This window comes from Acidovorax sp. MR-S7 (genome assembly GCF_000400995.2).
Taxonomy (GTDB): Bacteria; Pseudomonadota; Gammaproteobacteria; order Burkholderiales; family Burkholderiaceae_C; genus MR-S7.
In genome coordinates this window covers 17595-38953 of the sequence record NZ_DF238931.1, presented here as the reverse complement: position 1 = coordinate 38953, position 21359 = coordinate 17595, and the positions used below count along the sequence as shown (strand labels likewise).

Annotated in this window: 19 protein-coding genes; 6 read left to right on the top strand and 13 right to left on the bottom strand. The window is 68.9% G+C overall.

All coding sequences use genetic code 11. The annotated features are described in order from the left end of the window. Positions 1-117: 117 nt before the first annotated feature. From AVS7_RS13200 to AVS7_RS13175, 6 genes are all read right to left on the bottom strand, one after another. Positions 118-1641, bottom strand: a complete 1524-nt coding sequence (locus tag AVS7_RS13200; protein WP_020228877.1) for an AMP-binding protein — start codon at positions 1639-1641, stop codon at positions 118-120. Then, a complete protein-coding gene (locus AVS7_RS13195; protein WP_024001533.1) occupies positions 1641-3389 on the bottom strand; it encodes an ABC transporter permease subunit in 1749 nt (582 codons plus the stop codon). Before AVS7_RS13195 ends, AVS7_RS13200 begins: the two co-directional genes overlap by 1 nt. 20 nt (positions 3390-3409) lie before the next feature. Next, on the bottom strand, positions 3410-4465 hold the full coding sequence (locus AVS7_RS13190) for an ABC transporter ATP-binding protein (RefSeq protein ID WP_020228875.1): 1056 nt from the start codon (positions 4463-4465) through the stop codon (positions 3410-3412). 15 nt (positions 4466-4480) lie between these two features. Beyond that, entirely contained in the window at positions 4481-5542 is a 1062-nt protein-coding gene (locus AVS7_RS13185) for an ABC transporter substrate-binding protein (RefSeq protein ID WP_024001532.1), read from the bottom strand. Between the two features lie 49 nt (positions 5543-5591). Continuing rightward, positions 5592-6365 carry an enoyl-CoA hydratase/isomerase family protein gene (locus tag AVS7_RS13180; protein WP_020228873.1) on the bottom strand — a complete coding sequence of 258 codons (774 nt, stop codon included), beginning with the start codon at positions 6363-6365 and terminating at the stop codon, positions 5592-5594. Between the two features lie 287 nt (positions 6366-6652). Next, positions 6653-7465 carry an IclR family transcriptional regulator gene (locus AVS7_RS13175; protein ID WP_020228872.1) on the bottom strand — a complete coding sequence of 271 codons (813 nt, stop codon included), beginning with the start codon at positions 7463-7465 and terminating at the stop codon, positions 6653-6655. A gap of 165 nt (positions 7466-7630) precedes the next feature. Between AVS7_RS13175 and AVS7_RS13170 the strand changes: the two genes are divergently transcribed. From AVS7_RS13170 to AVS7_RS13155, 4 genes are all read left to right on the top strand, one after another. Next, the gene (locus tag AVS7_RS13170) at positions 7631-8938 is read left to right on the top strand and encodes an amidase (RefSeq protein ID WP_020228871.1); all 1308 of its coding nucleotides are present in this window, start codon (positions 7631-7633) and stop codon (positions 8936-8938) included. Positions 8939-9149: 211 nt separating this feature from the next. Then, on the top strand, positions 9150-11411 hold the full coding sequence (locus AVS7_RS13165) for a TonB-dependent siderophore receptor (protein WP_024001530.1): 2262 nt from the start codon (positions 9150-9152) through the stop codon (positions 11409-11411). A gap of 100 nt (positions 11412-11511) precedes the next feature. Next, positions 11512-12192 carry a Fe2+-dependent dioxygenase gene (locus tag AVS7_RS13160; protein WP_020228869.1) on the top strand — a complete coding sequence of 227 codons (681 nt, stop codon included), beginning with the start codon at positions 11512-11514 and terminating at the stop codon, positions 12190-12192. Between the two features lie 172 nt (positions 12193-12364). Further along, positions 12365-13522, top strand: coding sequence for an alpha-hydroxy acid oxidase (locus tag AVS7_RS13155; protein ID WP_034690908.1), 1158 nt, complete (start codon positions 12365-12367; stop codon positions 13520-13522). 88 nt (positions 13523-13610) lie between these two features. Here the strand turns inward: AVS7_RS13155 and AVS7_RS13150 are convergent, their stop codons facing one another. Further along, positions 13611-14366, bottom strand: a complete 756-nt coding sequence (locus tag AVS7_RS13150) for a hypothetical protein (RefSeq protein WP_020228867.1) — start codon at positions 14364-14366, stop codon at positions 13611-13613. A 138-nt stretch (positions 14367-14504) separates the two neighbouring features. Here AVS7_RS13150 and AVS7_RS13145 point away from each other — a divergent pair, with 138 nt between their 5' ends. Continuing rightward, the gene (locus tag AVS7_RS13145) at positions 14505-14840 is read left to right on the top strand and encodes a hypothetical protein (RefSeq protein ID WP_020228866.1); all 336 of its coding nucleotides are present in this window, start codon (positions 14505-14507) and stop codon (positions 14838-14840) included. A gap of 81 nt (positions 14841-14921) precedes the next feature. Beyond that, a complete protein-coding gene (locus AVS7_RS13140) occupies positions 14922-15398 on the top strand; it encodes a transcriptional repressor (RefSeq protein ID WP_144425104.1) in 477 nt (158 codons plus the stop codon). Positions 15399-15402: 4 nt separating this feature from the next. Here AVS7_RS13140 and AVS7_RS13135 read toward each other — a convergent pair whose 3' ends face one another. The 6 genes from AVS7_RS13135 to AVS7_RS13110 all read right to left on the bottom strand — a co-directional run bounded on the left by AVS7_RS13135 (position 15403) and on the right by AVS7_RS13110 (position 21219). Then, entirely contained in the window at positions 15403-16143 is a 741-nt protein-coding gene (locus AVS7_RS13135) for a pseudouridine synthase (RefSeq protein ID WP_020228864.1), read from the bottom strand. A gap of 143 nt (positions 16144-16286) precedes the next feature. Beyond that, positions 16287-17015 (bottom strand): Crp/Fnr family transcriptional regulator, encoded by a 729-nt coding sequence (locus AVS7_RS13130; RefSeq protein ID WP_020228863.1) that lies wholly within the window; start codon positions 17013-17015, stop codon positions 16287-16289. Positions 17016-17093: 78 nt separating this feature from the next. Continuing rightward, positions 17094-17771: a general secretion pathway protein GspB gene (locus tag AVS7_RS13125; protein WP_020228862.1), complete on the bottom strand. Its 678-nt coding sequence runs from the start codon at positions 17769-17771 to the stop codon at positions 17094-17096. Positions 17772-17785: 14 nt separating this feature from the next. Further along, a complete protein-coding gene (locus AVS7_RS13120; protein WP_020228861.1) occupies positions 17786-19411 on the bottom strand; it encodes an ExeA family protein in 1626 nt (541 codons plus the stop codon). 68 nt (positions 19412-19479) lie between these two features. Continuing rightward, the gene (locus AVS7_RS13115; RefSeq protein WP_024001529.1) at positions 19480-20226 is read right to left on the bottom strand and encodes a glycosyltransferase family A protein; all 747 of its coding nucleotides are present in this window, start codon (positions 20224-20226) and stop codon (positions 19480-19482) included. A 39-nt stretch (positions 20227-20265) separates the two neighbouring features. Then, positions 20266-21219: a UDP-glucuronic acid decarboxylase family protein gene (locus AVS7_RS13110; protein ID WP_020228859.1), complete on the bottom strand. Its 954-nt coding sequence runs from the start codon at positions 21217-21219 to the stop codon at positions 20266-20268. Positions 21220-21359 lie beyond the last annotated feature (140 nt).

Genomic DNA, 21359 nt, shown 5'->3' with positions numbered 1-21359 from the left:
GCCGGCCGCCTGCGGCCGGTTCGCCGCTGCACTTGGGGGCGCAGCGGCGCGATTCAAGAGCCTGCGATTATTGCCTGCACGGGGCGCCCGCAGGAGGCACCTGCAGGGGGACGGCGGTCAGGCCCTGGCCCACGCCTGCCCGACATCCGGGCTCAGCTTGTGCTTCTGGATGCGTTGGCTGGGCGTGAGGTCGAAGCGCTCGATGGCCGCGTAGTAGCGCGGCAGCTGGAACGCGGCCAGCCTGGGCCTGGCCCACTGCACGAGTTCGCTCCAGTCCACCGCCTGGCCCGCGTTGAACTTGACGTACAGGAAGATCTCCTGCTCGCCCACCGCGCCTTTGACGCCCATGGCGGCCGAGGCCTCGATGCACGGGTGTTCGGCGAACACGCGCTCCACCTCCCAGGCCGAGACGTTCTCGCCGCGCACGCGCATGCTGTCCGAGGAGCGGCCGATGAAGTACAGGTCACCGTCGGCATCCTGGCGCGCCATGTCGCCGGTGTACAGGCGCCCATGGCGTAGCGCCTTGGCCGTGGCCTCGGGGTTGTCCAGGTAGCCGGGCAGGAAGGCGCCCTCCAGGTCGCTCTCCAGCACGATCTGGCCCGCGGCGCCCACGGACACGGGTTGGTCGTTCTCGTCCAGCAATTGCAGGCGGATCCACGGCAGCGCCTTGCCGATGGAGCCAGGCTTGCCGCTGCCGTTGAGCGTGGCGAAGCTGGAGCATTCGGTCATGCCGTAGCACTCGCGCAGCTCGCAGCCCAGGCGCTCGCGGATGGGCTGCCAGTTGCTCGCGGCCACGCCCGCGCCCCAGGCGACGGAAATGCGGGCGCCCAGCGGGTTGCTGCCTTCGGGCATCTGCATGAGGATGTCGAGCACGCCGCCCAGGTAGTGCAGGTGCGTGGCGCGGTTGTCCTGCCACTGCTGCCAGAACTGGCTGGCCGAGAACCGGTCGACCACCAGCAGCGTGGCCTTGGCGAGGAAAGGCACCAGCAGCATCTGCGCGCCGCCGATATGGCACAGCGGCTCCCAGAGAAAGGCGCGGTCGCCGTCGCGGATGTTGGCCACGAGCAGCGCTGCCTCGGTGGCGATGCGCATCATGCGGTGCGTGAAGACCACGCCCTTGGGGGCGCCCGTGGTGCCCGAGGTGTAGATCAGGCACAGCATGTCACCGCCCTGGCTGGGCACGTGCTCCAGCGGGCCGGCTGCCGAGAGGTCGATCTGCGCCAGGTTGGCGATGGCGACGCCGGGCAGCGGCTGCTCGCGCACCAGCGGCTCGAATTCGTCGTCTACCACCGCCAGCCGGGGCTTGGCGTGTTCGAAGATATAGCGCAGGCCCGCGCCGCGCAGCCGCGTGTTGATGGGCACCCAGGTCAGGCCCGAAAGCACGAGGGCGTAGATCAGCGCGATGTGCTGCACGGAGTTGTTCAGCATGACCGCCACGCGGTCGCCCTGCACCAGCCCCTGGGCACGCAGCCACTGCTGGAAGGCCGCCACGTCGGCACGCAGCTGCGCGCGCGAAAGCGGCTGACCCTCGTATTCGATGGGCGCATGCGGGTCGTTCCCCACCAGGCCGGCGTACAGCAGCGGCGCCACGTCGAGCTGGTCGTTCTCGACGCGCTGGGGAAGGTATGGAGAGCGGGACATTAGCGGCTACCTTTGGTCTTGAGGTACGAAGAGGCGAAGATGATCACGGTGATGAGCAGCACCAGGAAGGTGGAGACTGCCGCCAGCGTGGGCGTGACCGCGAGCTGGATGCTGTCCCACATCTGCTTGGGCAGGGTGGTGTTCACGCCGCCGCTCACGAAGATGGCGATGGACAGGTCGTCGAACGACACGATGAACGCGAACAGCAGCGCCGAGGTGATGCTGCCGGCCAGCAGCGGCAGCAGCACCGTGCGCAGGCGGCCGAACATCGACGCGCCCAGGATGCGCGCCGCATCGTCCAGCCGCCAGTCGAACTGGCGGAAGCCCGCCGACAGCGTGACCACTACGTAGGGAATGGCGAGGATGGTGTGGCCGATGACCAGGCCCAGGTCGCTGCCCGTCATACCGAAGCTGGCGAACAGATACAGCAGGCCGATGGCCACCACGATGCGCGGCACGATCAGCGGCGCGACGAACAGCGCGAACAGCGGCTTGACCCAGCGCCCCGATACCTTGGTGAGCGTGTAGGTGGCGCCGAAGCCCAGCACCACGGCCAGCACCGCTGTGGCAGCGCCCACGGCGAGCGATCGCACCATCGCGGCCTGCCACACAGGCGACTCGATGAACTCGGCGAACCAGCGCAGGCTGAAGAGCTGCGGCGGGAACGCCACCACGGCCGTCCGGGTGAAGGCGATGGGAATGACGATCAGGATGGGCAGCAACAGGAAACCCACGGCCGCCATGCAGTAGCCGGCCAGCACGCCGGCGCGGCGCGCGCGCAGGCTGCCCGCGGCGAACACCTTGTCGAGCACGCCGCCCAGCACGTAGAGCAGCCGCATGGCCCAGCCGGGGCCGCCGGTGTTGCGCTGGCTGGCCTCGCCCGCCAGCGAGGTCAGCCCCACCAGCCGGTCGTAGACGTAGAACACCACGATGGAGCACAGCAGGATCACGATGGACAGCGCTCCGGCGAAGCGCATGTCCACCAGCTCCAGCACCGACGAGATGACGAGCTGCGCGATCATCGATTCGCGCGGCGTTCCCAGCAGCGCGGGCACGATGAAAAAGCCCAGGCAGGTGATGAACACCAGCAGCCCGGCTGCGGCCACGCCCGGCAGCGACAGCGGGAAGAACACGGTGAGGAAGTTGGTCGCGCGGCCCGCGCCGAGGATTTCCGCGGCGCTGGAGAGCTGCCGGTTGATGCCCTGCATGGTCGGCAGGATGGTGAGCACGGCCAGCGGCAGCATGGCATGCACCATGCCCACCAGCACGCCCAGCAGCGAGGGCGCGAGCGCGCCGCTCTCGCCCGTCAGGCCCAGCAGCGAGGCCACCGTGGTGAGCAGCCCGGTGCGCGAGAGCAGCAGCATCCAGGCATAGGTCTTGACGAGGTAGCTCGTCCAGAACGGCAGCATGATCCACAGCACCCAGCGCCCGCGCGAGCGCTCGGTCATCATGCCGAGCCAGTACGCCAGCGGGTAGCCCAGCGCCACCGACAGCACGGCGGTGGCCAGCGAGATGCCGAAGGTCGTCCACAGCACCTTGACGTACACGGGTGCGGTGATCAGCCGCTGGAATTGCGAGGCGTCCCAGGTGCCCGCCTCGGTGAAGAACCCGCCCTGCAGGATCTGCAGGACCGGCACCACGAAGAACACCGCCAGGAAGGCGATGGCGGGCAAGGCGGGCGCCCAGAGAACGGCGAGGCGCCTTGCGGCGGAGGCGGGCCGGGCCGGAGCGGAACGGGCGAGCTGCATGGGAATGTCTCCTGGCCGGTTCAGCAGTGCAGCACGCGCGAGCGTGCCAGCTCCCAGCGCAGGCCGACGCGGTCGCCCACGCGGGGCTGGCGCTCGCGGCCGCAGCGCGCGATGAAGGTTTCGGTGTGGCCCGCGCCCTCGGGCAGCGCGACGAGCACGCGCACCTCGTTGCCCAGGAACACCACCTCCGAGATCTCGCCCTGCAGCAGCCCCTGCTCGGGCGCGGTCAGCTCCACGGCCTCGGGGCGCACCAGCAGCGAGACGGCCCCTTCGGGCGCGGCCGCGCCCTGCTCCGCCGGCACCGGGATCAGGTGCTGGCCCGCGCGGAAGCTGCCGGCCTGCTCCAGCGCGCCCGCCAGCAGGTTGGACTGGCCGATGAAGCCCGCCGCGAAGCGCGTGGCCGGCTCGTCGTACAGCTCCACGGGCGTGCCGATCTGCTCGATGCGCGCGTGGTTCATCAGGCAGATGCGGTCGCTCATGGTGAGCGCCTCTTCCTGGTCGTGGGTCACGTAGATGAAGGTGGCGCCCAGCTCCTGGTGCAGCCGGCGGATCTCGAGCTGCATGTGCTCGCGCAGCTTCTTGTCCAGCGCGCCCAGCGGCTCGTCCAGCAGGATGACCGAGGGGCTGTAGGCGAAGCAGCGCGCCAGCGCCACGCGCTGCTGCTGGCCGCCCGACAGCTCCTTGGGGTAGCGGTGGGCGTATTCGCGCATCTTCACCATGTCGAGCGCGTTGTCCACCAGGCGGGCCATGTCCTGTGAACCGGTTCTGCGCATGCGCAGGCCATAGGCCACGTTGTCGTGCACCGTCATGTGCGGGAACAGCGCGTAGCTCTGAAACACCATCCCGATACCGCGCTGGCCGGGGGGCGCGTAGGTGGCGTCCTTGCCGTCGATGAAGAGCTGCCCGCCGGTGGGCGCGACCAGCCCCGCGATCATCATCAGCAGCGTGGTCTTGCCCGAGCCCGAGGGGCCGAGCAAGGTCAGGAATTCCCCCGCGCGCACCTGCAGGTCGGTGGGCAGCAGGGCATCGGTTTCGCCGTAGCGCTTGGCCAGGCCGGCGGTCTCCAGCTTGAACATGGTGCCTCGCGTGCGTCAGGAGATGATGAAGTTGTTAAAGCGCTCGGTCACCGCCTGGCGGTTCTTGGCCCACCACTCGGGGCTGGGCAGCGCCATGTTGCGGATGTTGGCCGGGGCGCTGGGCAGGATCTCGGCGCGCTTGGGATCGATGGAGTCGAACGAGCGGCGGTTGGTCGGGCCGTAGGCCAGGTCGGCGGTGATGGCGGCCTGGCGTTTGGCGTCGGCGCAAAAGCGCACGAACTGCTTGGCCAGCTCGGCGCGCGGCGTGCCGCGTGGAATGCCCCAGCCTTCGATGGAATACAGCCCCTGGTCCCAGACGATCTTGACCGGCGCGCCGTTCTCGATCGCGGTCTGCGCGCGGCCGTTCCAGGTGGAGATCATGTCCACGTCGCCGTTCTGGATCGCCTGCATGGCCTGCGCGCCCGAAGTCCACCAGATGCTGATGTGCTTCTTGATCTTCTCCAGGCTCTTGAACGCGCGCTCAATGTCCAGCGGGTAGAGCTTGTCCACGGGCACGCCGTCGGCCATCAGCGCCTGCTCCAGCGTGTCGATGGGGCTGCGGCGCAGGCTGCGGCGGCCGGGGAATTTCTCCACGTTCCAGAAGTCCGCCCAGTTCTTCGGGCCCGCGTCCTTGAACTTGTCGGTGCGGTAGGCCAGCACGGTGGAATAGATGTCCACGCCGAGCCAGTTGGCGGTGATGGCCTCCGGCATCACGTCGGGGAAGTCGGCGGCCTTGAGCCCGATGGGCTCCAGCAGGTTCTGCGACTCCAGGTACGGGATGTCGGCCGAGAGCGTGAGCGTGGTCACGTCCCAGATGTAGTTCTTGGACTTGACGATGGCGCTGATCTGGGCGACCGGCTGCGCCTCGCGCGCCACGTTGATCACCTTGATGCCCGTGGCCTTCTCGAACGGGTCGTAGAACGCGCGGCGGTACGCGGCGGTGTAGGGGCCGCCCGGGTCGGACACCACGATCTTCTTGTCCTGCGCCAGGGCCAGCGGGGCCGCGCCGGCCAGCGCAAGGCCGCCGGCGGCCTGCAGCAGTTCACGGCGGCGCATGGGGTTCAGGGGTTTGCTCATGATTCGCTCCAATCGGTGCCAGGAAAAGGGGGGACGTGCGGGATGGGTGTCAGTGCTTTTTGCGCTGCTCGAAGAACGCTTCCATCATGCGTTGCGGCTCGCCGGTGGCGTAGGACTCGGCGTGCAGGCGGATGGCGGCGTCGATGGTTTCGCGGAAGCTGGCCTCCGTCATCTCGCGGAAGCGCTGCTTGTCCAGGCGCATGGCGACGGGCGGCTTGGCGCCCAGCTCGCGTGCGATCTCCAGCGAGCGCGGCAGCACCTGGTCCTCGGGCACCACGTGGTGCAGCACGCCGATGTGCTGGCATTCCTGCGCCTCCATCAGGCGGCCGGTCAGCGTCAGCTCGATGGTGCGCGACATGCCCAGCATCATGTTCATGATCCACGGCCCCGTCACGCTGGCGATGCCCGAATTGATCTCGGGCTGGCCCATGCGCACGCCCGGGTGGCCCACGCGCACGTCGCCCAGCAGCACCGTCTGGAAGGCCGAGCCCGCGGCCGTGCCGTTGAGCGCGAAGACCAGCGGCTTGCCCAGGCTGCGGATCACGTCATAGAAGGTTTCCCAGGTACGGATCCACGCCTTGGAGCCCTCGACGTCGAAGTCGTGCGCCTCCGACAGGTCCTGCCCCGCGCAGAAGGCGCGGTTGCCCGCGCCCGTCATGACGATGGCGCGCGTGCCCTCGGCCGCGTCGAAGGCCTTGAGCGCCTGCATGATTTCCTCGCGCATCGCCCCTGTCCAGGCGTTGAGCTTTTCCGGCCGGTTGAGGCGGATCAGCCCGACCACGTCGTGCTGCTCCACCTCGATGAACTTGAATTGCTGGGACATCTTGCGCACTCCTTTGATAAAAAACTATTGCGATGAAATATAAAAATATTCTTTGCAATGAAATATAGGTGTAAACCCGATAGGGTGCAAGCTGGAGGTCCCCGCGCGCCACGAAGGGCAACGGGGCCATGGAAGGCATTTGCTATTGGATTGCTAGCTGCTCGCGCTTTCTGGATAAGCGCTGGAGGCCGATTTGGCTCGAACAGCGTCGAGCGGGCACAAAAAAGCCAGGGTGGCGCTGCGCCACCCTGGCTGGGAAGAGAGCGGGCGCCGCGCGGCGCTGCCGGCTACTGGCGGCTAGAGATGGCCCGCCCTGCGGCGATCAGCAGCGAGGAGATCCGCTCCTTGTCCGCCTCGCCCTTCCATTGCGGCCGGGCCACGCCGATGTTGATGGCCCCGACGGCGCGCTTGTCCGAGTTCGTGATCGCCACGCCGATGGCGATGTCGCCCAGGTACATCTCGTCCTCGACGTGGGCATAGCCCAGCTCGCGGATGGTGTCCAGGCGCGCCAGGATCTGGCCGCGCTCGGTGACCGTGTGGCGCGTGTACTTGACCAGCTCCGAGCGGTCCAGGATGTCCTCGGCCTCCTCGGGCGGCAGCGCCGCCAGCATCGCCAGCCCCGACGAGGTGCAGTACGCCGGCAGGCGCGTGCCCACGATGAGCTCGGGCGAGAGCACGTAGCGGCTCACGATGCGCTGCAGGTAGACGATCTGCGTGCCGTCGAGGATGCTGAGGTTCACCGCCGCCTCCGTCTCCATCGCCAGGTGCTGCAGGAACGGCATGGCCTGGCTCACCAGGTCGTTGGCGGAGATGTACTGGTGCCCGAAGTCCAGCATGCGCGGCGACAGCTCGTACAGCTTGGTGTTCGCATCCTTGCGCAGCAGGTTCAGGGCCACCAGCGTATAGGTGAAGCGCTGGACGGTGCTCATGTCCATGCCCGAATGCGCGGCGATCTGCGTGAGCGTGAGCTGCTTGCGCTGCGGCCCGAACGCCGCCATGACCTGCAGCGCCTTCTCCACCGAATTCACGTAGAGCGTCGACTCCCTGGCATCGGCCAGGACGGCGCCGCCCTCTGCGGCTGGCGCCGCTTTTCTGGACACGGTACGGGGGGATTTCCGGGGTACAGCGCTCATGGCAGGCATCAATTATTTTAATAAGATATTTTATTATCTCATTCAAATAACACAAGAGCCATATCCAGCGTACAGGCGCCGGGAATACTTGCGCTGCAGCTATCTTACCGGCACCGCCTTACAGTTCCGCCCATGACCTCTTCCAGCACCCAACGCACCCGGCAGGCCCTGGCCGCCATCGAAGCGGCCGGCGACGAAGGCCGCCGCATCTTCACCCGCGTCTATGCCGACGCCGCGCTGCAGGCCGCCGAGGCGGCCGACGCCCGCGCCGCCCGGGGCATCGCCCTGGGCCCGCTGGACGGGCGCATCGTCTCCGTCAAGGACCTGTTCGACGTGGCCGGCGAGCCCACCACGGCAGGTTCCGCCCTGCTGCGCAGCGCCCCGCCGGCGGAGCAGGATGCCCTGGCCGTGCGGCGCCTGCGCGCCGCGGGCGCGGTGGTCATCGGCAAGACCAACATGACCGAGTTCGCGTTCTCCGGCATCGGCATCAATCCGCACTACGGCACGCCGGGCAACGCACGCGACGGCGCGCGCATTCCCGGCGGGTCGTCCTGCGGCGCGGGCGTGAGCGTGGCGCGCGGCATGGCCGAGATCGCCATCGGCTCGGACACGGGCGGCTCCATCCGCATCCCCGCCGCGCTCAACGGCGTCACGGGCTTCAAGCCCACGCAGGCGCGCGTGCCGCGCACGGGCGCCTACCCTCTGTCGTTCACGCTGGACACCGTGGGCCCGCTGGCCGCCAGCGTGCAGGACTGCGCGCAGGCCGATGCCGTGCTCTCGGGCTGCGAATGGACGCCGCTGCCCGCGCGCAGCGTGGGCGGGCTGCGCCTGGGCGTGCCGCGCGGCCTGCTGTTCGCGCAGACCGAAGACGCCGTGCAGCAGGCCTTCGACTCCGCGCTGTCCGCCATCTCGGCCGCCGGCGCCCGTGTGCGCGACATGGCGCTGGACGAGTGGCTGGTCGCGCCCGCGCAGGTGCAGGAGCGCGGCACGATCACCGCCGCCGAGGCCGCGCACATCCACCGTGCGGTGCTGGCGCAGGCGCCCGAGGCCATCGACCCGCTGGTGCTGGGCCGCATCCGCGGCGGCGAAGCCATTGCCGCCGCGCACTACGTGGGCATGCTGCAGGCCCGCGCCGCGCTGCTGCCGGCACTGGACGCGCAGCTGGAGGACGTGGACGCCCTCGTCCTGCCCACCGTGCCCTTCGTCGCGCCCGCCATCGAGGCGCTGCGCGACGACGCCGCGTTCATCCGGACCAACCTGCTGGCGCTGCGCAACCCCTCGGTGTTCAACTTCTACGACCTGCCCGCGCTGTCGCTGCCGATCGCGCAGCCTGCCAGCGCCCTGCCCGCAGGGCTGATGGTCGTGGGCCGGCGCGGGCGCGACCGCGACCTTCTGGCCATCGGCGCGGCGCTGCAGGGGCTGCCAGCACTGGCCGCCTGACCGCCAGCCATCAAAAAGAGGAGCTGCTTGCGCTTGCTCACATTGGATTTCAGATCGAAATGGATCTGAAATCCTTGACTGACAAGCGCAAGCAGCTCTCTTTTTTGATATTTCGTAGTACCACCACAACACTACTGCAGTTTTTCGACCACCAGAACACAATCGATTCTGATTTGCAACAACAATTCGCACCGTCTTCAACGGAGCGAATATGCAAGAGATCCAACACAGCCTCCCTCCAGCGAAGCTGACCCGCGTGGCATGGGCCGCCGGGTTGTGCTTTGCCGCTACTACTGCCTTCGCGCAGCAAAACGCCACGCTGGGCACGGTGACGGTGACCGACACGGCCGACCTGCCCGTCAAGGTGGACCAGGCGCCCTCCTCCAAATTCACCGCGCCGCTGCTCGATACGCCCAAGACGGTGCAGGTCATCAACGAGGAGGTGATCCGCCAGACCGGCTCCACCAGCCTGACCGAGGCGTTGCGCACCACGCCCGGCATCACCTTCGGCGCGGGCGAGGGCGGCAACCCCGTGGGCGACCGGCCCTTCCTGCGCGGCAGCGACTCGCAGAGCAGCCTGTTTGTGGACGGCATGCGCGACATCGGCGCGCGTTCGCGCGAGGTGTTCAACATCGAGGCCATCGAGGTCGTCAAGGGCTCCGACTCGGCCTACGCGGGCCGCGGCGGCGCGGGCGGCAGCATCAACATGCAGACCAAGCGCGCGAAGAACGAGAACTTCATCAGCGGCGACGTGGGCCTGGGCACCGACAGCTACAAGCGCGCCACGGTCGACCTGAACCGCAAGCTGGGCGACACCGTGGGCTTTCGCCTGAACGCGATGGCGCACGACGCCGACGTGCCCGGCCGCAACGGCCCGGACAACCAGCGCTGGGGCATCGCGCCCACGGTGACCTTCGGCATGGGAACGGCCACCGAGATCACGCTGGCCTACGAGCACATGACCAGCGACGACATGCCCGACACCGGCGTGCCGTACGCGATGGGCAACGTGAGCGGGCTGACCTCGCCCACCTTCGTCAAGCCCACCTACGGCGGCAACCGCGACAACTGGTACGGCCTGAAGGCGCGCGACTTCCGCAAGGAAAAGAGCGACATGTTCACCGCCGCCATCGAGCACAAGTTCAGCGACACCAACAAGATCCGCAACGCCACGCGCTGGAGCAAGGGCACGCAGGACTATGTCTGGACGCAGCCCGACGACAGCCAGAGCAACGTGGCCAATGGCAAGGTGTGGCGCCGCATGAATTCGCGCTACGCCGAGAACAAGACGCTGCAGAACCTGACCGAGTTCACCGGCCAGGCCTTCAGCGGCGACGTGAAGCACCAGTTCGCCGTGGGCCTGGAACTCTCGCGCGAGGAGTCCGACCTCGACAGCTACAAGATGGTCGGCGCCGACGGCAAGGACATCGCCAACACCAACCAGTGCGTGACGGGCCTGTCGCCCTACATGTGCACGAGCCTGTACAGCCCCAGCGGCAGCGACCCGTGGACGGGCCACATGGTGCGCAACAACGCCGTCACGCAGTACAAGGCGAACACCGCCGCGCTGTACGCCTTCGACACGATCACGCTGACGCCGCAGTGGCTCGTCAACGCCGGCCTGCGCTACGACCACTACCGCACCAAGCAGTGGAATGCGACCAGCGCCTACGAGTACGACGACAACCTGCTCAACTACCAGCTCGGCGTGGTCTACAAGCTGCAGCCCAACGCGAGCCTGTACGCCAGCATGGGCACCTCGTCCAAGCCCGGCGGCGGCGCCGTGGGCCAGGGTAGCGAGGACCAGGCCATCAGCGTCATCAACGCCGATGCGCTCAAGCCCGAGAAGACCCGCTCCTTCGAGCTGGGCACGAAGTGGGACGTGATGGACCGGCAGCTGTCGCTGACGGCCGCCCTCTTCCGCAACGAGACCACCAACGCCCGCATCACCGACGCCCTCGGCCAGGTGCTGATGGCCGGCGAGAAGGTCGTCAACGGCCTGGAGCTGGGCTTCGCCGGCCGCGTAACCAAGCTGTGGGACGTGTTCGGCGGCTACACCTACATGGACAGCGAGCAGAAGAACTCCGGCACCTCCTGCCCCCGCGGCGGCGGCGCCTGCACGCCCAGCGCGGCCAACGGCCAGGCCTTCCCCAACACGCCCAAGCACAGCTTCAGCCTGTGGACGAGCTACAAGGTCACGCCCCAGCTCACCCTCGGCGTGGGCGCCTTCGGCCAGAGCGAGGTGGTGGGCGGCTATTCGTTCAGCAGCAACCGCTCGCTCATCCGCAAGGGCACGCCCGGCTACGTGCGCTACGACGCCATGGCCAGCTACGCCTTCAACAGGAACCTGTCGCTGCAGGTCAACCTGTACAACCTGACCGACAAGGTCTACTACAACACCGCCTACGCGGCCCACTACGCGGGCATGGGCGCGGGCCGCTCGGCGGTCGCGTCGCTCAAGTTCACGTATTGATCTGACCGCGATCAAACTCCAAGGGTGACCAAGCCCCGCCGCAGGCCCTGCGGCGGGGCTTCGTTCTGATACCTTCCCCATTTTTCGTGCCAGGAAACCCATGCTGCTGCGCATCCCCGCCCTGCTCACCCGCGACGAAGTGCGCGCCTGCCGCCAGGCGCTGGAGCAGGCCGAATGGCAGGACGGCCGCGCCACCGTCGGCCACCTGGCCGCCGGCGTCAAGGCCAATCTGCAGCTGCCCATCGACAGCCCGCTGGCCGCGCAGCTGGGCGACCTGATCCTCGACAAGCTCGGCGCCAGCCCGCTCTTCATGGCCGCAGCGCTACCGCTCAAGGTGCTGCCGCCGCGCTTCAACCGCTACGAGGGCGGTGGCACCTACGGCAACCACATCGACAACGCCTTCTTCACCATCCCCGGCACGGCCATCAAGGTGCGCACCGACGTATCGACCACCGTGTTCTTCAGCGACCCCGATGAATACGAGGGCGGCGAGCTGATCGTGGAGGACACCTACGGCCAGCAGAGCGTGAAGCTGCCCGCGGGCGACGCCATCGTCTACCCCGGCACCAGCCTGCACCGCGTCAACCCGGTCACGCGCGGCACGCGCTTCGCGTCATTCTTCTGGACGCACAGCCTGGTGGCCTCGGCCGAGCAGCGCCGGCTGCTGTTCGACCTGGACCAGCAGATCCAGCAACTCACCGCGCGCCACCCGGGCGACCTGGCGCTGGCCGCGCTCTCGGGCACGTACCACAACCTGCTGCGCATGTGGTCGCAGGCATGAAAAATGAAACACCCCCTGAGTCGCTTCGCGCCTTCCCCCTCTCTCTTCGCGCTGCGCGCTACGGGAGGGGGACGCCACCAGCGCGGCGGGACGGCCCTTGCGCGGCGGCCCGCGCATGGGGCGCGCCAGTTTCATGCGATGCAGGCAGCACGCAGCGCTATGGATAACTGAGATGACAACCGATTCACCCAGTCTCAATATTCATGGAGCGCCCGTGCGCCCGGCGCACACGCGCATTCCCGCCGACATCGGCTGTGCGCTGGACTACGAACGCCACGCCGCGCACCACATCGAGGCCATGGCCTGGCGCCACATCCAAGGCGGCGCCGACCAGAACCTGACGCTGGCCCACAACCGCGCCGCGCTGGACGCGCTGCGCCTGCTGCCGCGCCCGCTGGCCAGCCTGCGCAGCGGGCACACGCGGCTCACGCTGCTGGGCCAGGCTTTCGAGCACCCGCTGCTGCTCGCGCCCGTGGCCTACCAGGGCCTCGCGCACCCCGAGGGCGAGATCGCCAGCGTGCGCGCTGCGATGGCGCTGCGCGCGGGCTACATCGCCAGCACGCTCTCCAGCCACACGCTGGAAGACATCGCCGCCGCCGCGCAGGCCGCCGCGCGCGAGCTGGGCTACGGCGCGCCGCTGTGGTTCCAGCTCTACTCCCAGCCCGCGCGCGAGCACACGCTGGCGCTGCTGCGCCGCGCCGAGGCCGCGGGCTACCAGGCCATCGTGTGGACGGTGGACGCGTCCATCAAGCGCTCCGGCTTCGCGCTGCCGCCTAGCGTGGAGGCCGCCAACCTGCGCGGCTACCCGGCCATGCAGCACACGCCGCAGGCCATCGGCGGCGCCGTGCTGCTGGGCACACCGCTGGCCGACGCGGCGCCCGCGCTCGAAGACCTGGAATGGCTGCGCGCGCAGACGCGCCTGCCGCTGATCGTGAAAGGCGTGCTCTCGCCCCGCGTGGCCGCCGAGGCCGTGGCGCGCGGCGCGGATGCGCTCGTCGTCTCCAACCACGGCGGGCGCGTGATGGACGGCGTGCCCGCGCCCATCGAGGTGCTGCCCGCCATCCGCGCCGCCGTGCCCGCCGCGCCGCTGCTGCTCGACAGCGGCATCCGCTGGGGCACCGACGCGGCCAAGGCCCTGGCCCTGGGCGCGAGCGCCGTGCTCATCGGCCGCCCGCAGCTGCACGCACTGGCCGTGGCCGGCGTGCAGGGCGTGGCCCATCTGCTGCTGACGCTGCGCTCCGAGCTGGAGCTGGCCCTGGCGCAACTGGGCTGTGCGCGGCTGGAGCAGCTCACGCCCGAGGCGGTGTGGGACGAGTCTTCAAAAAAGTGAGCTGGTCGCGCTTTTCAGATAAGGGTTTCAGCATCATCGACCCCTGAAGCACTCGTCAATCAAGCGCAACAAGCTATCGAAAAAGAAGCTACACCCTCGGCGCCGACTCCCGCCACCAGCACCGCAGGATGTACGCCACGGGCGGCACCATCAGCACCGCGCAGAACGCGCCGAACCACCGCCCCTGCGGCAGCACGGGCGCGGCCAGCGCCTCCAGGTGGCGCGCCCAGGCGGACGTGGGCGCGGCCAGCGCCAGGTATTCGGCCAGCGCGCCCAGCATCATCTGGATGGCCAGCAGCGACAGCAGCGCCGCCGACAGACGGAACGCCGCCAGCATGCCCACACGCGTGCCCAGCCCGCGCCACGCGACGGCCAGGCAGGCCGCGCCCGCCAAGCCCAGCACGGCACCTTCCAGCACGCCCGCGCCGCCCGTGCGCAGCCACAGCCCGCGCAGGAACAGGCCCGCCTCCAGCGTCTCGCGCAGGCTGGCCACGCAGCTGAACGCCAGCAGCCACAGCGGTGCGGAGGGACGTTCGAGCCATTTCTCCACCAGCGCCTGCACGTGCGCGCGGATCGCCCCCTGGGCCGCCAGCAAGGTGCTCACCAGCACCAGCACGCCCAGCGCCAGCACGAACGTCAGGCCCGCCGCCCAGCGCGGGTCGATGTGCGCAGAAACCAGCCAGAGCGTGAATCCCGCCCCCGCCGCGCAACCCGCCACCGCGCCTGCGGCCACCCACGGCAGCCAGCGCGCGCCCTGCGCCGAGCGCAGGCTGGCGACGAGCGCGCCCAGGATCAGGAGCAGCTCCGCCGACTCGCGAAGCACCACGGAAAACGCATCGAACACGGCAGGAAGAAGAGGCAGGGCTGCAAAGCGCCTGATTGTCATTCAAAGACCTACTGCTGCGCCCGCGGCATCCGTGCGACACTGGCGCCTTTACCGCGCCTTTACTTTGCTTCACACACCGGCACCGCCCCGACTTTCATGAACGACAAGGATCTTCTGTCCATCATCGATCGCGCCGTCGATGAGTTCAACGGCGACCTCGACGAGCTGGAAAGCGCCATCGGCATGCTGATCCTGGGCCGGCACTACGGCTGGCGCGTGATGCTGCTCATCCACAGCCCCACCACCGTGCGCAAGTACCTCAAGACGCTGGGCCTCAAGAGCCTGCGCGACGTGCTGCCCGAAGTAGGCGTGCTGGCCCACCGCTCCAACGCCTGGCGGCTGGTGGATGGCACCAAGAACTTCTGGAAAGTGGTGCGCGGCCAGATCAGCGGCGTGCGCACCGCGCGCGTGGACAAGACCCCGGCCGACTGACCCGCGCAGGCGGCGCGGGCGCATTCGCGCGGCCCGATGAGTAGCATTTGACAATACTATTCACCCACTCATAATCCGGGCATGAGTCAGCGTCATCCGTCCGCCGCGCCTACCCCACCCTCGCCCCTGCAGCCTCAAGACCCGCTCATGGAGCAGTCCCGCGTGCTGGAGCGCCTGAACGCTGCGAACCTGCGCCCCACCATGGCCCGCATCAGCGTGTACCAGGCCATCGCCACCATGGGCAGCCAGGGCGTCACCGCCCACGACGCCTTTCAGATCGTGATCCAGCGCGGCACCCGCATCTCGTTCAGCAGCATCTCGCGCATCATGCGCGAGATGTGCGAGCAGGACCTGCTCTCGATGACGCTCAACCGCAGCGGCACGGCGGTGTTCTTCCTGCGCAGCAACTCGGCGGCCAGCAAGGAAATCCGCTTCGAATGCGCCAGCACCGACCGCTGCGCCGTGGTCGAGAACGCCGACCTGCACGCGCGCCTGCTGGCGGCGGCGCGGCAGTCGGGGCTGGAACTCGACGGCCAGTGCGTGGTGGTGCGCGGGTAGCTTCTCAGAAACGTTCGCCAGGGCCCAGATAGCGCCACTGTCCCACGGGCAGGCTGCCCAGCGTGACGCGGCCGATGCGGATGCGCTTGAGGCCCACCACCTTCAGCCCCACCAGTTCGCACATGCGGCGGATCTGGCGCTTCTTGCCCTCCTGCAGCACGAAGCGCAGTTGCTCGGGGTTCTGCCACTCCACCTGCGCGGGCTTGAGCGCCTGCCCGTCCAGGCTCAGGCCGTGGCGCAGCCGCGCCAGCCCCTCGCGCGGAAAGGCGGCCTGCACGTCGGCGGCCACGACGCCGCCTGCTGTCGGGTACTCCACGCGCACGAGGTATTCCTTGTCCACCGTGGAGTCCTCGCCGATGAGCTGGCGCGCCACGCGGCCGTCCTGCGTGAGCACGAGCAGACCCACGGAGTCGATGTCCAGCCGCCCGCACGGCGCCAGGCCCTTGAGCTGCGCGGGCGAGAAGCGCGTGCGGCTGGCGTCGCCCTTCCAGTGCGTGCGCTGGCTGACGAGCGCCACGGCGGGCGTGTGCCCGTCCTCGGCCTGCCCGCTCACGTAGCCCATGGGCTTGTGCATCAGGATGGTCACCTGCTGCTGTTGCTGGCCCTGGGCGGCGCGGTCCACGTCGATGCGGTCCTGCGGCAGCACCTGCAGGCCCATGGCCGCCACCTGCCCGTTGACGCGTACCCAACCCCGGGCGATCCACTCGTCGGCCTCGCGGCGCGAGCACAGGCCCAGCTCGGCCATGCGCTTGTTCAGGCGCGAGCGGTCGCCGCCGCCGGGCGGAGCGGCACCAGGGCGCGGAGAGGGAGCAGCGGCGGGCTTGGGCGGAGCGGTTTTTTTCGGGGCCAGCGACAGGCGCGGGCGCGGTGGAGGAACTGGCATGGCCGCTATTGTCTCGCCACCGCGCGCGGAAAGTCGCCCGAGCGCAGCGCGTTCAGGTCGAGCACCCGCAGGCCGCCGTATTCCACGCGGATCACGCCCTGCTCCTGCAGGCAGGCCAGCGCCTCGTTCACGCGCTGGCGCGACAGGCCCACCAGGTAGGCCATCTCCTGCTGCGTGATGCGCAGCACCTCGCCCACGCCGGGGTAGAGCACGGGGTTGAACAGCGCCGCCAGGCTGCGCGCCACGCGCGCGTCGGGGCTGCCCATGCGGTCGATCTCGCGCGCGGAAATGAACTGCCCCAGCCGCTCGTTGAGCTGGTTCATCACGAAGCGGTTGAAGCCGATGGAGTGGTCGAGCAGCCAGTGGAAGGTGTCGATCGGCAGGCCCGCCACCACGCTCTTGCGCAGCGCCTGGATGTTGTAGCGGTAAGGCTCGCGCTTCATGGCCGTGCCCTCGCCGAACCAGCCGCCCGGCGGCACGCCGGTGAAGGTCATGGTCAGGCCGTCGGCGTTGTCGGCGCTCATCTTGAGCAGCCCTTCGACGAGGCCGAACCAGTAGGTGACGGAGCGCCCCACGCGGCACACGTAGTCGCCCGCCTGCGCATCGCCCACCACCAGCGCCGCCACCGCGCGCTCGCGCTCGGCGCTGTGCAGCAGGCCCAGCCATGGAATGCCCTGCAGCTCGGCTGCCGTGGGCGGCCTGCGCCGCAGGTAGAGAGGCGCGTCCTGGCTCATGCGCCAGCGGCTCCCGATTTCATAGCTGCTCGCGCTTGCCTGCAGCCAGTTTGAAGCCAATTCGGCATGAAACCTCCTTCACTGCGACGGCAGGGCGTAGCGGTAGCCCCGGAACGCCCATACCGTGCGGCCCGGCTCGATGCGCTCCAGCACCAGGCCCGGCGCGGCGGCATCGCCTTCGTGCAGCACCTGGCCGTTGACGATGACCATGCGGTGCAGCGGATTGGCGGAATAGGTGACGCCCGCCAGCTGCAGCGTGGGCAGCTGCTCGCGCACCGACGGCGGCAGGTCGCCCTGCGCGAACACCGGGGTGGCCGCCGCAGCGGAGGCCGCCGGCTTGGGCGCTTCCTTCGGCGCCTCCTTGGGAGTGGCCGGAGGCGCCGCCGCGCGCTCCGGTGCGGCGCGCCGCGCGGGACGCGCGTCCCGCGCCGCCGCAGGCGCCGGCGCAGGCGCGGGGACCGCCGCCGGGACCGGCGCGGCCTGCGGCGCAGGCGGTGCCGGCACGGCAGGCGCCACGGATGCGGCCACCACCACGGCGGCGGGGGGCGGTGCGCGCCACAGCCACCAGACGGCAGCAGCCAGGCCCGCGCCCAGAGCGAGCGCGACCCACAACAAGGCGCCGCCCCGGGGACCGCGGGCTGCGGCCGCCGCAGTGGGCAGTGCGCCCACGGGAGAGGCCGGGGTGTGCAGGCCCGGCACGCTGCCCCGGCCGCGCTCGGCCTGGGCGCGCCGCAGCGCATCAAGGATGTAGGACATGGTGTGGAACGGGTTCAGCCGCCCGCGTGCAGGCGCGGTTCCTGCACGCCGGCGGCGCGGTTGAGCAACATCAGGGTCAAGGGGCCGGCCTTACCGTCGGGCGTGAGGCCCTGGGCCAGCTGGAACTGCAGGATGCGCGCGCGCCGTGTCGCGGCGGGCGCCGTGCGAGCGGGCGCCGTGCCAGCGGGCGCCACGCCGGCGCGGGCCAGCTGCTGGTCGATCCATGCGCCCCCGGCAGCGGTGTCGCCGACTTCGGGCAGCTCCGGCGGCATCTTCCACAGCGTGGCGATCTCCCCGCGCCACAGCGGCGCGAGCTGGGCCAGCGGCACCTGCAGCGCCTCGCCCTGGGCGCCCTGCAGCGTGGCGCTCTCGCCTTCCAGGCGTTGCAGCAGCACGGCCACGAGGCGGTCGCCCTCGGAGGCCTGCAGCGTGAGCAGCACGGGACGGTCGATCTGGCGCAGCAGGCTCAGGCTGGCGCGGCGGTTGCGGTAGCAGCGCAGCCCGTCGGCCGGCAGCGCGGCGCAGGGCTGCGCGCCCGCGGGCACCTGCGCCTGCCAGGCCTGCGCCAGGGCCTGCCAGGCCGCCGCGTCGTCCGCAGGCTGGCGCGCCAGGAAGGCGGGCAGTGGCGCCGTGGCCTCTGCGCCGGGCGATGCGGGCGATATGGGCGCGGAGGCTGGCGACGGCGCAGCAGCGGTGGCGGCGGCCGGCGGCCGCTGGTACAGCGCCCAGCCCAGCCCGGCGACGATGGCTGCGCCCGCCAGCGCCCCGGCGGCGGCCCATGCCGCGGCGGCGCGCCCGCGCGTGGCCGGTGCCGCCGGCGCGGCGTCGAACACCTCGCTCGCGGCCTGGCGCACCATGGCGTCGCTGACCTCGCGCACGTTCGCGGCGTAGGCACCCAGCAGCGCGCGGTCGCACAGCAGGTTGATGCGCCGGGGCACGCCGCCGCTCAATGCGTGGACGCGCTCCAGCGCGCGGCGCGCGAAGGGCGGCGGGCCCTGCCAGCCCGCCACCGCCAGGCGGTGGGCGATGTAGTGCCGGGTTTCCTCGGCCGTGAGCGTGCCCAGGTGGTAGCGCGCGATCACGCGCTGCGCGAGCTGCTCCAGCGCGGGGCTGGCCACCATGGCGCGCAGTTCGGGCTGGCCGATCAGGATGATCTGCAGCAGCTTGCGCTCGCTGGTTTCCAGGTTGGTGAGCAGGCGCAGCTGCTCCAGCACGTCGGGCGCGAGGTTCTGCGCCTCGTCGATGATGAGCACGTTGTTGCGCCCCGCGGCGTGCTGCGCGAGCAGGAAGGCGTTGAGCGGGTCGATGCAGTCCTTCACCGTCTCCGCGCCATCCACGGAAGGCGCGTGCGCCACGCCGAACTCCTCGCAGATGGAGCGCAGCAGCTCGGGCACGGTGAGCTTGGGGTTGAAGATGTAGGCCACGTTGCAGTGCGGCGGGATCTGCTCCAGGAAGCAGCGGCACACGGTGGTCTTGCCCGTGCCGATCTCGCCCGTGAGCAGCACGAAGCCGCCGCCCGCATCCAGGCCGTAGAGCAGGTGCGCCAGCGCCTCGCGGTGGCGCTCGCTCATGAAGAGGTAGCGCGGATCGGGGGCGATGGAGAACGGCGGATGTTCGAGTCCGAAGAACGGGGCGTACATGGCAGCGAGGATACCGCCCCACCCTTTTGCCCCGGAATGGCCAAGCCCCCCGGAGATAATTTCAGCGCTCAAACACGCGGAGCAACGCGGATTCGCAGCCGAGCCAGCGCCTCTTCGGGCGGGAGCTGCACCTGATCCAAGGTGCCGTCATGCAACTTTTCATTGGCCGGCAATGGAAGCCCCGCCTGGATGTAGTGCGGGCGCCAATTGGACTCGTACAGCACCGTGAAGCGGTCTGTCCATGCAACCCGCAGGCCATGCGCGCGCATCAAGTCGAACATCACCCGGTCACATATCGGTGTCGCGGCCTTGGGAATCAGGCCCCACTGCGGCCACATGAACGCCGCCGAGCGGTGCAGAGAGATGCAGCTGGTATCGACGTGAGTGCGCTTCGTGTCTTCATCACTGACCAGGCGCACATGTTCATGGCCCGGCAGAAAAAGGTACCGCGAGGCGAAGACGGCATGGAGAACCTGACCTTGGGCGCTGGCGGCACGGTAGGTGGATACCAGGCTTTCGAGATGCTCTGGCTCGAACAGGTTGTCCGCATCGAGAAAGCACACCACGTCCGCCCCTTCGTTCATGGCAAGCAGGGCCCCCACGCCTCGTGGGGTACAGCCATAGTCCGCATGCGCGGAAGGCAGGTTCACGGCCACCACACGCTCGTAGCCGGCCAGTACTTCGGGCCGGGGGTGGCCGTCAGCCACCATGTAGTGGACAAAATCGCCATGGGTCTGCCGTTGCACGCTGTCCATGCCTCGGCGCAATACAGTCTCCGACTCCTGGTAATACGGTGTGATGACAGCAACTTTCATGGACCCTCCCTCTGGGGGCGGCAGACGCCGCCCACGGATTTACGCAGCCAGCAAATGCTGGCGAAAATAGGCTACGGTTTTTTCTAGTCCGACAGACAAGGGGACGGAAGGCGCCCAACCCAGCAGTTCCCTGGCCCGCGCAATGTCCGGCCTCCGCTGACGAGGGTCATCTTGAGGCAGGGGCCGAAAATCCACGGTCACCGAGGCCCCCGTCAGCATCAGCACACGGTCAGCCAGCTCCCGGATGGTGATCTCGGCTGGGTTCCCCAAGTTGACTGGCCCGGTCACAGAGGAAGGGCCCGCCATCAGCGCAACCAACCCCTCGATCAGGTCATCCACATAGCAAAAGGATCGGGTTTGCAAGCCATCCCCATAAACGGTGATCGGCTCGCCGCGCAGGGCCTGCACAATGAAATTGCTGACCACGCGCCCATCGTCCGCTTGCATGCGAGGGCCGTAGGTATTGAAGATCCGCGCCACCCTGATCTCCACGCCATGGCGGCGGTGGAAATCGAAAAACAGGGTTTCAGCGCAACGTTTGCCTTCGTCGTAACAGGCCCTCAGCCCCACGGGGTTCACGTGTCCCCAGTACTCTTCGGCCTGGGGACTCACTTCAGGATCTCCATATACCTCGCTGGTCGATGCCTGCAGAATGCGCGCGCCGCACTGCTGGGCCAACTCCAGCAGATGGATGGCCCCGTATACACAGGTCTTGACGGTATGCACCGGATCGGCTTGGTAGTGTGGGGGAGACGCCGGACAAGCCAGGTTGTAGATTTCATCGATCACCATTCCCGCTGGCAGAGGCTGCGTGATGTCGTGAACCACCAAGGCAAAGTTCGGATGCGTCAAGAACGGCTGCACATTGGCGCGCGATCCCGTCACAAGGGAGTCCAGACACACTACGCAGTGACCGGAATCCAGCAACCGCTCACACAAATGCGCCCCCAGAAAACCAGCCCCGCCACTGACAAGAATGCGTTTGGAAGCCATGAAAAGTCTGCTGGAGCTGCCTCGCCCCCAAAAATCGCAAATTATCAGCGACCCTCGCCCGCAGCCCATGAGGCAATACACCATCCCAGCGCTGGCGGGCTTGAGAGCTTTGCGACCCGCGCCCCAAAGCACTTCCGGGT